10 protein-coding genes are annotated in these 10,900 nt (G+C 48.4%); all 10 read left to right on the top strand.

Annotated features, from left to right (window positions below; all coding sequences use genetic code 11):
• The first annotated feature begins 8 nt into the window (after positions 1-8).
• The 10 genes from dapF to def all read left to right on the top strand — a co-directional run bounded on the left by dapF (position 9) and on the right by def (position 10,900).
• Positions 9-842: a diaminopimelate epimerase gene (dapF, locus tag GCU48_RS00730; protein WP_025720140.1), complete on the top strand. Its 834-nt coding sequence runs from the start codon at positions 9-11 to the stop codon at positions 840-842.
• 174 nt (positions 843-1,016) lie between these two features.
• On the top strand, positions 1,017-2,045 hold the full coding sequence (locus GCU48_RS00725; RefSeq protein ID WP_152382064.1) for a hypothetical protein: 1,029 nt from the start codon (positions 1,017-1,019) through the stop codon (positions 2,043-2,045).
• A gap of 155 nt (positions 2,046-2,200) precedes the next feature.
• Complete coding sequence (locus GCU48_RS00720; RefSeq protein WP_152378720.1) at positions 2,201-4,093, top strand: bifunctional homocysteine S-methyltransferase/methylenetetrahydrofolate reductase; 1,893 nt, start codon at positions 2,201-2,203, stop codon at positions 4,091-4,093.
• 35 nt (positions 4,094-4,128) lie between these two features.
• The gene (locus GCU48_RS00715) at positions 4,129-5,016 is read left to right on the top strand and encodes a YicC/YloC family endoribonuclease (protein ID WP_025720134.1); all 888 of its coding nucleotides are present in this window, start codon (positions 4,129-4,131) and stop codon (positions 5,014-5,016) included.
• Between the two features lie 56 nt (positions 5,017-5,072).
• Positions 5,073-5,333: an extracellular matrix/biofilm regulator RemA gene (gene remA / locus GCU48_RS00710; RefSeq protein WP_005548256.1), complete on the top strand. Its 261-nt coding sequence runs from the start codon at positions 5,073-5,075 to the stop codon at positions 5,331-5,333.
• A 14-nt stretch (positions 5,334-5,347) separates the two neighbouring features.
• On the top strand, positions 5,348-5,920 hold the full coding sequence (gene gmk / locus GCU48_RS00705) for a guanylate kinase (RefSeq protein ID WP_152378719.1): 573 nt from the start codon (positions 5,348-5,350) through the stop codon (positions 5,918-5,920).
• A 122-nt stretch (positions 5,921-6,042) separates the two neighbouring features.
• On the top strand, positions 6,043-6,243 hold the full coding sequence (rpoZ, locus tag GCU48_RS00700; protein ID WP_025720130.1) for a DNA-directed RNA polymerase subunit omega: 201 nt from the start codon (positions 6,043-6,045) through the stop codon (positions 6,241-6,243).
• A gap of 90 nt (positions 6,244-6,333) precedes the next feature.
• The gene (gene coaBC, locus GCU48_RS00695) at positions 6,334-7,650 is read left to right on the top strand and encodes a bifunctional phosphopantothenoylcysteine decarboxylase/phosphopantothenate--cysteine ligase CoaBC (RefSeq protein ID WP_152378718.1); all 1,317 of its coding nucleotides are present in this window, start codon (positions 6,334-6,336) and stop codon (positions 7,648-7,650) included.
• Positions 7,650-10,271 carry a primosomal protein N' gene (gene priA, locus GCU48_RS00690; RefSeq protein ID WP_152378717.1) on the top strand — a complete coding sequence of 874 codons (2,622 nt, stop codon included), beginning with the start codon at positions 7,650-7,652 and terminating at the stop codon, positions 10,269-10,271. The genes coaBC and priA overlap by 1 nt, the downstream gene beginning before the upstream one ends.
• Positions 10,272-10,402: 131 nt before the next feature.
• Positions 10,403-10,900, top strand: a complete 498-nt coding sequence (def, locus tag GCU48_RS00685) for a peptide deformylase (protein ID WP_152378716.1) — start codon at positions 10,403-10,405, stop codon at positions 10,898-10,900.

The raw sequence follows: 10,900 nt of genomic DNA, 5'->3' as shown, positions 1-10,900 counted from the left end.
GGGAAGCTATGGAATTCACAAAAATGCACGGCTTGGGTAATGATTTTATCGTTTGGTTTGGGCATCAGGAATTGCCGTCTGACGCTTCAGAATTGGCTGTTCGGCTATGTGATCGACATTTTGGTGTTGGTGCTGACGGTCTGGTATATATATTGCCTTCAGAAAAAGCCGATTTCCGCATGCGCATCATTAATTCGGACGGATCGGAGGCAGAGCAATGCGGGAATGCTATTCGCTGCGCAGCCAAATATGTATATGACCGCAAGCATATCAGCCGTGAGCGGATTACGATCGAGACGCTGGGTGCTGGTGTGCAGCAGGTCGAACTGACTGTAGAGAACGGACTTGTACGTATGGTGAAGGTAGACATGGGAGAGCCGATTCTGGAGGGCTTGAAAATTCCGACTACGCTGGATCTGGACCGTGTAATTCATGAGTCCATCGAAGCTGGAGGAAGCGGTTTTCGTTTTACGGCTGTATCCATGGGCAATCCGCATTGTGTCATCTATGTTGAAAATGCACCTGGCTTTGAACTGGAGGCCTGGGGACCGAAGCTGGAAAGCCATCCGCTATTTCCTAAAAAGACAAATGTCGAGTTCGCTACGGTCCGAAGTCGGGATCACATAGAGATGCGAGTATGGGAACGGGGAGCCGGCCCAACGCTAGCTTGCGGAACCGGGGCCTGTGCCACACTTGTGGCTTCTGTACTCAACGGGTATAGTGACCGACGCGCCATTGTAAGTCTGAAGGGCGGCGATCTGGATATCGAATGGAACGAGGACGACAATCACGTGTATATGTCAGGCCCGGCTGAAATTGTGTATGATGGTCGTCTGTCCTGAAATACATGGAGCATGGAAAAGAGCGTGCATTTGGTTTATGAATTGTATAAAAATGAGTGAAAAGGAGACCCTGTGAGGTCTTCTTTTTTGGTATTTAGCAACATTCTGTCTTTTTTTGACGTCTGAACGATGTATAATATAACAGATAAGAAAACAATAAGGAGGCCGTTCATGGTGCGGAAATTTCGTTGGATTTCAGCAGTTGCAGCCCTTATATTTGTAGCTACCGCGCTTCCGGCTCATGCTGCTACCCTCCCTGCTGCTGCCGTTGACACGACGAGCAAGCAGGTCGGCTCGCTAACCCCAACTGTTGTGAACCGTCTGGAAAAGGCAGTACAGGAACTGATCGGTACGAAAACACCATTTCAATTTGACGATGTGACGGATATGGGTAAAACCTGGATTGTCGAAGGCGAATTGGAAGACGGAACAGCTACGTTCCAAACGGAATATAATAAGGAAAAGAATAGAGTGGATTCTACCACGGTACGGTATAAAATAAGCAGCATGGGCAAGGCACTGGACGCGCCTCTCAAGGCCAAAGTGCTGAACAGTGCCAAAGCGTTTGACCCCAAGCGCTCTATGCAATTTGAAGCTTTTTGGCGGGTTAAATCTCCTTACCAGTCCAATAAGCCTTCGAACTACTGGGTATTTTGGGGCGCAGGGGAAAAGGCGTCCTCATTGTACGTTGATGTAGATCGGGGTAACAGTATAACCATTAATGCAGACTACCCGTTGAAGCAGGTGGACCCTGTATTGCTGAGCCGGGCAACGAACACTTTTAAGCGTGTTAGCGGTCAGCGGATTACCGTACAGCATGCTTCACGCTTCAAGGACGAGGCCAAGGGGTTTTCTTATTGGTCGTTCGAGGATGTAAACGAGTCGAGTGAGGTCAAAATCGGCGCAACAACCGGCAAAATGCTGGCTGTATCCACCTACGGGGTGGACTGGAATGATGACGCAGATTTCAAAAAATCGTTTGCCAATCCCAAATATACCGCTTCAGAAGCTTTGAAACTGGTCAAGCCCAAGGTTCAGCTCTTATTTAATATCAATTTGTCAGGCTATAATGTTGGGATTCAAGGGAATCAGTATACATTTTCCACAAAGCAAAGAGGAACGGCTTCTATTGTGGCTAAGGTGAATAAAAAAGGAGCCTTTTACGCATTCTCCCTTCATGCCGAAGATGGGCAAATGAGATAATTATAGTATAAAATAACAATTATAAATCAAGCTGCTTCACTCCTGGCCACATCATTTTGGGGAGTGAGACGGCTTTTTTTGTTTTTTGGCTTATGTTTGCAGTCTCTTTTATGTTACATTAATATGAAAATAAAGAGCGGGGTGGAGCGGAGGAAATGAAACCGGATTTGCGTACTGTGCTGAATCGTGAACTTATTGTCGGAGACGGCGCAATGGGGACCTTTTTGTACCAGCTGGGATTTCCAGTAAATACTTCTTACGAAGAGTTGAATATTACTTCACCTGACGTTATAGCGGATGTGCATAGTCAATATCTAAATGCAGGAGCACGATTGCTGGAGACCAATACATTCTCTGCAAATGATTATAAGCTGGCATGGTTTGGGCTGGAATCCAGAGTAGAAGAGATCAATCGTGCAGGGGTAAGAATTGCCCGAGCAGCGGCCGGGCCTGATCATTATGTGGTGGGTGCGGTAGGCTCCATATGCGGGGGCAAACGGCTTAACATATCCAAGCTGGAGCTGGCTCGAAACTATGACCAGCAGATTAATGCCCTTCTCTCCGAAGGAGTAGACGGTATTTTGTGCGAAACGTTTTATTCACTGGATGAAATGCGGATTGCGCTTAACGGTGTGCGTAAATATAGTGATATTCCGGTAATCTGTCAGTTTGCAGTCGACCAGGTTGGCCGTACACAGGATGGTTTTTCAGTAGCAGAAGCTTTTTCGTTGTTGCGTGATGAAGGAGCGGACATTCTTGGATTTAACTGTCATTCCGGTCCACAGGGGATTATGAGTGTAATGGAGCAGCTGGAAGGCCCCTTGTCAGTGCCGCTGTCCGTATATCCTAATGCGGGTCTCGCCGATTATGTGGACGGTCATTATGTATACGGTGCAACACCTGAATATTTTGGTGAATGTGCCGCGTCCTTCGTAGATTTGGGAACGAGGCTGATTGGCGGATGCTGCGGAACTACACCAGATCATATTGCGGCGATTTCCAAAGCTTTGAGTGGCTTGCAGCCGCCTCCGCTGGCTCCAAAAGAAGTATTGTTAAACGAGTCAATTCACGTCGCTGAACCGGAGCCGATTACAGATGAAGGGGAACGTGGAAATGGAAGATTTGCCAGCAAGCCCAACATTGTGGATATGGTTAAGGAACGGCATACGGTCATTGTAGAGCTTGATCCTCCACGCGATCTGGACATTACACGATTTATGCAAGGTGCGCATGCATTGAAAAAAGCCGGGGCCGACGCGCTTACGCTGGCCGACAATTCACTTGCCGTTACGCGGATGAGCAACATGGCGCTTGGGCATTTGGTCAGCATTGAAACGGGTTTGCGCCCATTAATCCATATTGCTTGCCGTGACCGCAATCTGATTGGTATTCAGTCTCATATGATGGGTTTTGACGCGCTGGGCATTGACCATGTACTGGCGGTTACTGGAGATCCAGCAAGGTTCGGTGATTTGCCGGGTGCCAGCTCGGTGTATGATATGACTTCTTTTGAAATTATACGTATGATCAAGCAGTTAAACGATGGTGTTGCATTTTCCGGTAAGCCACTAAAGCAGAAGGCTAATTTTGTGGTAGGTGCTGCATTTAATCCCAATGTCAAGCATTTGGGTAAAGCTGTACAGCGGCTGGAAAAGAAAATTGCCTCCGGAGCTGATTATATTATGACCCAGCCTGTCTACGACCGTGAGCTTATTGTAGCCATCGCGGAAGAGACACGGCATTTGGAGGTCCCGATTTTTATCGGTATTATGCCGCTGGCCAGCGGGCGGAACGCAGAATACCTGCACAATGAAGTACCCGGCATTCAGTTGTCGGATGAGGTGCGTGCACGCATGTCTGGTCTGGAGGGTTCGGAAGGACGAGCAATGGGGGTGTCCATTGCCAAGGAGCTGCTTGATACGGCGATGAAGCATTTTAATGGAATCTATTTGATGACTCCATTTATGTTCTATGAAATGACGGCAGAGCTGGCTTCTTATGTATGGCAAAAATCCGGCAGCGCGCAGGCCCCCTTGTTTAGACTATAATAATCAATTACAATAGTAAAATGGATGTGATGCCGATGTCATTGAGTATGACCGGATACGGTCAAGCCATCTTTCAATATGAAGGCTATAAAGTTCGCTTGGAACTAAAATCGGTGAATCACCGCTATTGCGAAGTGATGATGAGGATTCCGCGCGAATGGACACGCTTTGAAGATGGCTTGAGAAGAACGGTTCAGCAGCAGATTAAGCGCGGTCGTGTCGACGTCTTCATCCATAGGGAACGTGATGAAGAACAGATACCCGTCGCACGGTTGAATGACACTGTGGTGCAGGCATACCTGCATGCAGCGGAGCAGCTGGCGGATCGTTATGGCGTGAAAGGAACATTAGGTATAAGCGACATTCTTGCTTTGCCTGACGTTCTGGGCGAGCCTGGAGAGGCTTGCAATGGAGACGAAGAGGGCTGGGAAGAGCAGCTACAGCGAGCCTTACATGAAGCTTTGCAGGGTTTGCTGGAGATGAGAAAGCGAGAAGGCGGGTATTTGGCACGAGATGTGGAATCCCGCATTTCCCATCTGGAATCCCTGCATCATGAAATGACGGTGCTGGCTCCCCATGTTGTGAGCGACTACCGTAACAGGCTAAAAAACAGGCTTAAAGAGCTTCAGGACGGTTTATTTACGCTTGATGAGCATAAGTTCGGAATGGAGATTGCTTTATTCGCGGATCGCAGCAATATTGATGAAGAGCTTACCCGGCTTCAAAGTCACTTTGGGCAATGCAAGGGGTTGCTGCTGTCGGACGAGCCGGCCGGCCGCAAATTAGACTTTTTAATCCAGGAAATGAACAGGGAAGTTAACACGATCGGCTCCAAGGCCAATCATCTCACATTGGTTAATTTGGTCGTCGAGATGAAGGCAGAGCTTGAAAAAATTCGTGAGCAGGCTGCGAATATTGAGTAGCTACCTGGTAGCGGCACGGCTGCAATAGTCACATGTATAGGGGGAAAGACCTGAATATGGCAATCAAATTGATCAATATTGGCTTCGGCAATATCGTGTCGGCCAACCGAATTATCTCCATCGTCAGTCCGGAGTCTGCTCCGATCAAGCGGATTATACAGGAAGCCAGGGACCGTCATATGTTAATTGATGCTACTTATGGCCGCCGGACACGGGCTGTTATTATTACGGACAGTGACCATGTAATCCTGTCTGCGGTGCAGCCGGAGACGGTCGCTCATCGCCTATCCACTAAAGATGATGATAATGACGAATAAAAATGGAGTGTACTATGGCTAAGGGATTATTATTTGTAATATCCGGACCTTCGGGTGTTGGTAAAGGAACGGTAGGCAATGCGTTGCGTGAAAAGTTGCCGGAAATAACCTACTCCGTTTCTGCTACGACTCGAGCACCTCGTGCGGGTGAACAGGATGGAGTAAACTATTTTTTTAAAACGCGTGACGAGTTTTTAAGTATGATTGAGCGGGATGAGATGCTGGAGTATGCTGAGTATGTGGGCAATTTTTACGGTACTCCACGTGATTTTGTAGATCAGACGCTTGCGCAGGGTAAAGATATTTTTCTGGAAATTGAGGTTCAGGGAGCACTAAAGGTCAAAGAGAAATTTCCTGAAGGCATTTTCATTTTCCTGCTTCCACCTTCGCTGGATGAATTAAAGGACAGAATTCGGGGACGGGGGACCGAAACCCAGGCCACCATCGACCACCGCATGTCGGTAGCTGTGGATGAAATGAATCTGTTGCGCCACTATGATTATGCGGTTGTGAATGATGAGATTGATTTCGCTTGTAAACGAATAGAATCCATTATTATCGCCGAACATTGTAAGGTTCATCCATAAATTAGGACTTTACATATGCCAGGCGTACTTAAAGAGAAATAACACTGTATATGCTGGGCTTGAAGGTGTACACTTAAGTTCAGCTTATACAGTCCCAAAACTACATGAAGAGGTGTCTATTCGTGCTGTATCCTTCCATTGATGAAATGATGAAAAAGGTTGATAGTAAATATTCGCTGGTTGTAGCGGCTTCACGCCGGGCTAGACAGTTGCGCGAGGGTGAGAAGACGACTCTGAAGAGCCCTAAATCACACAAACAGGTTGGAATAGCGTTGGAAGAGATCTACGCAGATCATCTTCTGCTTGAAAGCGGCGAAGAATAAGAACTGCAGACAATCATTATAACCAGGCGCAATGCCAATTTCTTTGACAACCGCAAGGTTGTTATTTTTTTCGGACAGGGGGAGTTAACGATGTTGAAGGGGAAAGTCATTATTCTTGGTATTACCGGCGGAATTGCCGCTTATAAAGGGGCTGCGCTGTGCAGTAAGTTGACGCAAAAGGGAGCCGACGTTCATGTGATTATGACAGCTTCCGCAAAAGAGTTTATTACCGAACTTACGTTGCAGTCGCTCTCTCGTAATCCGGTATACAGTGATACGTTTGATGAAAGAAAACCGTCCGTTGTATCCCATATCCATCTGGCGGATGCGGCCGATTTGGTGCTGGTTGCTCCGGCAACCGCCAATATCATCGGGAAAATGGCACATGGGCTTGCTGATGATATGCTGTCTACCACGCTGCTGGCTACGACTGCCCCTATTATGGTGGCGCCTGCGATGAACGTGCATATGTACACCCATCCGGCAGTCATGCAAAATATGGAAACGCTCGTATCACGCGGTGTGATGATGATTGAGCCTGGTGAAGGACTACTGGCTTGTGGTTATGTTGGCAAAGGGCGCTTGGAAGAGCCGGAAACGATCGTGCAAACCATAGAGCGCTTTTTTGAACAGCAGGGGCAGGATAATAAAGGCCAAAGCAAGTCTGAGCCACGATGGTTTGGTGGTGAATCTACGGAAAGTCAAGCGCCCGAGTCGCTTGTGAACGAGAAGAGCAATGAGAATGAAAAGCTGCTTTCAGGCAGAAAAGTCATTGTGACTGCTGGAGGCACGATCGAGAGAATTGATCCGGTGCGTTATATTACGAACGATTCCTCCGGCAAGATGGGCTTTGCCATTGCAAAAGTAGCTCAGGAGATGGGTGCAGAGGTACATCTGATCGCTGCGAATACCAGCGCAGAGCTGCCTTCAGGGATTTTGCTTGAAAGAGTTCAGTCCGCTGAAGACATGTATGATGCTGTGCTAAGACAATGGGAAGCGTGTGATATGGTCGTGATGGCTGCTGCAGTTGCAGATTATCGACCACGTGAGGTGGCGCAGACCAAGATTAAGAAGAAAGAGAGCAATATAACTCTGGAATTAGTGAAGAACGTCGATATTCTGGAATCACTCGGACGAAGCAAAAAGCATCAATTTTTAGTTGGGTTTGCAGCAGAAACCGAAAATTTGGAGACGTATGCGATAGATAAGCTGGAACGTAAAAATTGTGACCTGATCGCGGCAAACGATGTAACTGTGGAGGGTGCCGGCTTTGGCGCTGATCATAATGCTGTGCAAATTTATGACCGTAGCGGGATGGTAGAGCGCATTCCTGTACAGTCAAAGGAAGAAGTCGCGCGTAAGTTGCTTACGTTAGCTGCGGGACGCATGGGTGGGGTGTTGCATTAATGGAGACAGGCAATTTAGTTGCCAAGGTCATTGTCGATGTACCTGCCAAGGATACGGATCGTACCTTCGATTATCTCATACCGGATTCAATGAGACCTTGGATTGAGCCGGGTAGCCGGGTAGCTGTGCCGTTCGGCAAACGAACGGTGCAGGCTTTTGTTATTTCGGTAGTCCCTGCCGAGGAGCCTCCTAAATACCGGATGAGAGCGATTCAGGAGTTGCTGGATTTGGTACCGCCATTATCTTCCGATCTGGTAGAACTGGGAAAATGGATGAGTGAACGTTATGCCTGCAATCAAATCATGGCCCTGCAAGTGATGATCCCTACCGCGTTAAAGGGTAAAGCGGAGCGCTACATTTCTATTGCTGAACAGCATGCATATGCCAATGCCTCACCTGTTCATGCTATGCAGGACCCAGATTCCAATACGCATTTACAGCGTAGCGTGCAGCCAGATCAGGACGAGGAGCTCGAATGGGCTCTTCTGACCGATGATGGTATGAGCGATCCGACGGAGCGTCGGATTGTCAGCTTTATTCAGGAGAAGGAGCAAGTCCCTTTGCAGCAGCTCAGTCGCCGTTTTCCCGAGGAGGCGGAGGTTATTAAAAGACTTTTACGCCGGGGAGTGCTTCAGGAAAGTCAGGTTATTAAAGACAAGCTCAGTAAAAAGACCATGAAAGCCGTTGACCTGGCTATTAGTATAGACAAGGCTTCAGCAGCATTGGAGCAATTTTCTGCCAAAGCGCAGCGTCAGCGGGAGGTACTTGCTTTTTTGCTGGAACGTAGCGAGTTTCTGCCTCTGCCGCTGAAGGAAGTTCTGACCTCACTGAGTGTATCGGCTGCAACGGTCAAGGCGCTGGAGGATAAGGGCTATGTGATCCTGGAGGATGTGGAAGTGTTCCGCGACCCGTATCAGGGCAGACATTTTAAGCCTACAATGCCGTTGCCTCTCACAGCAGAGCAGCAGTCGGTGTATGAACGAATTATTCGCCAGCTAGACATGCGTGAGCAAGGCGCATATTTATTGCACGGAGTTACAGGGAGCGGTAAGACGGAAGTCTATTTACAGACAATCCAGCGCTGTATCCATCAGAATCGTCAGGCGATTGTACTCGTACCCGAAATATCGTTAACACCACAAATGGTAGAGCGCTTCAAGGGGCGGTTTGGTGATCAGGTGGCAGTAATGCACAGCAGGCTGTCCGGTGGGGAGCGTTACGATGAGTGGCGCAAGATACGCGAAGGTCGTGTCAAGGTGGCGATTGGCGCCCGCTCGGCAGTATTTGCGCCTTTTCGTGATCTTGGACTCATTATCATGGACGAGGAGCACGAAACGTCCTATAAACAGGAAGAGACACCCAAATACCATGCGCGGGATGTAGCTATTCACAGAGCTCATCAGCATGGAGCTGTCGTCATCCTGGGATCGGCTACACCGTCCCTGGAAAGCTACTATGCCGCTCGTTCACAAAGCAATGACGAATTTGCGCCGCTACTGCTTGAAATGCCAACCCGCGCATTGGGGAACGCGCTGCCTGAAGTGCATATCATGGATATGCGCGAGGAACTGCGTGCTGGCAACCGCTCCATGTTCAGCCGCGCGCTGCATCAAGGAATCGTAGAGCGGTTGGAGCGTAAGGAACAGACGGTATTGCTGCTGAACCGGCGCGGGCATTCCACATTCGTTATGTGCCGCAGCTGCGGCTATGTAGCAGGCTGTCCGCATTGCGATATTTCGCTTACGTATCACCAGCGATCGAACAATTTGCGTTGCCATTACTGTGGTTATTCTGAGCCTGTCCCGCAGCTTTGTCCGGAATGTGGCAGTGAGCATATTCGCTACTTCGGCACAGGGACTCAGCGAGTGGAAGAAGAACTGGCAAAGCTGTTTCCCGGTATACGTGTTGTCCGAATGGATGTGGATACAACAACAGGAAAAAACGCCCATGAAAAGCTGCTCAAGCAGTTTCGTGATAAAAAAGCCGATGTGCTGCTTGGTACCCAAATGGTAGCTAAAGGACTGGATTTTCCTGATGTGACGCTGGTTGGGGTTATCACTGCGGACTCGGCTCTTAATTTACCGGATTTTCGGGCTGCAGAAAAGACATTCCAGCTGTTAACACAGGTAGCTGGACGTGCTGGAAGGCATCAATTGCCAGGTGAAGTATTCGTACAATCCTATACTCCAGAGCATTATTCAGTAATTCACGCAAGTCGTCACGATTATGCTTCTTTTGTCAGGGAAGAATTGAAACATCGCCGCAATTTGCACTATCCACCGTATTGTCGCCTTATTTTGGTAACCTTTTCCCATGAACAGCTTCCGGTACTGGTCCGGCTGGCTGAGAACTATTCAGCAACCCTGCAGGGGCGCGCGAGACAACGGGGCTGGTTCGGGAATATGGATCGGCTGACATCGGATGTACTTGACATTTTAGGGCCTGTAGCTTCACCGATCTCGAGAACCAAGAATAGATACCGATTTCAATGTATGATAAAATGGCGTGGAAATATCGATGCGATTGGTATGGCTCAGCAGGTAGCTGATGAAATGGCGGAATCCGCACAGGCCCAAAAGCTGCTGATTAGTCTGGATGTCGATCCGCAAATGCTAATGTAGAGCGCCTGCGCAAAACTTATCGGCACAATTAATGCGGACAAGGGGCCCGTACATAGGATAATATAGCAGTCGCGTTTGTGATCATACAATTAAGTCTAAATGAAGGATAAAGAGGAAGGTGTTCTGTTGTTATGTCAATTAGAATTATAGTGCTGGAGCCGGATGATGTACTGCACAAAGTAGCCAAGGAGGTTACTAAAGTTACGCCTAACGTGCAGAAGCTGCTCGACGATATGGCAGATACAATGTATGAAGCAGAGGGAGTAGGTCTTGCCGCTCCGCAAGTAGGCATTCTGAAGCGTCTGATCGTCGTGGATGCCGGAGATGAGCATGGCTTGATTAAAATGATCAACCCAGAAATCGTGGCAGAGGAAGGAGAGCAATTGGGTCCTGAAGGTTGCCTGAGTATTCCAGGTCTGAACGGGGATGTGCGTCGTGCCGAGAAAGTTACAGTCAAGGGACTGGACCATGAGGGCAAGGCCATTACCGTTACAGCCACAGGATTGCTTTCTCGTGCTTTTCAGCATGAAATCGATCATTTGAATGGAGTTTTGTTCACGGATATTGCAGAAAAAGTATATGAGGTTGCTCTGGAACAGCCAGGACCGAACCATCAGGCAGGGGAGTGA

It is taken from the genome of Paenibacillus brasilensis (assembly GCF_009363115.1).
In the GTDB taxonomy this organism is placed as follows: domain Bacteria; phylum Bacillota; class Bacilli; order Paenibacillales; family Paenibacillaceae; genus Paenibacillus; species Paenibacillus brasilensis.
The sequence above is the reverse complement of the archived record's forward strand: the minus strand, read 5'-3'. Positions and strand labels throughout refer to the sequence as shown.

Coding starts and splice junctions, on each gene's coding strand:
- gmk (WP_152378719.1), top strand. CDS start 5,348: ATGGCTAAGGGATTATTATTTGTAATATCCGGACCTTCGGGTGTTGGT.
- priA (WP_152378717.1), top strand. CDS start 7,650: ATGGAGACAGGCAATTTAGTTGCCAAGGTCATTGTCGATGTACCTGCC.
- GCU48_RS00715 (WP_025720134.1), top strand. CDS start 4,129: ATGTCATTGAGTATGACCGGATACGGTCAAGCCATCTTTCAATATGAA.
- GCU48_RS00720 (WP_152378720.1), top strand. CDS start 2,201: ATGAAACCGGATTTGCGTACTGTGCTGAATCGTGAACTTATTGTCGGA.
- coaBC (WP_152378718.1), top strand. CDS start 6,334: ATGTTGAAGGGGAAAGTCATTATTCTTGGTATTACCGGCGGAATTGCC.
- def (WP_152378716.1), top strand. CDS start 10,403: ATGTCAATTAGAATTATAGTGCTGGAGCCGGATGATGTACTGCACAAA.
- dapF (WP_025720140.1), top strand. CDS start 9: ATGGAATTCACAAAAATGCACGGCTTGGGTAATGATTTTATCGTTTGG.
- remA (WP_005548256.1), top strand. CDS start 5,073: ATGGCAATCAAATTGATCAATATTGGCTTCGGCAATATCGTGTCGGCC.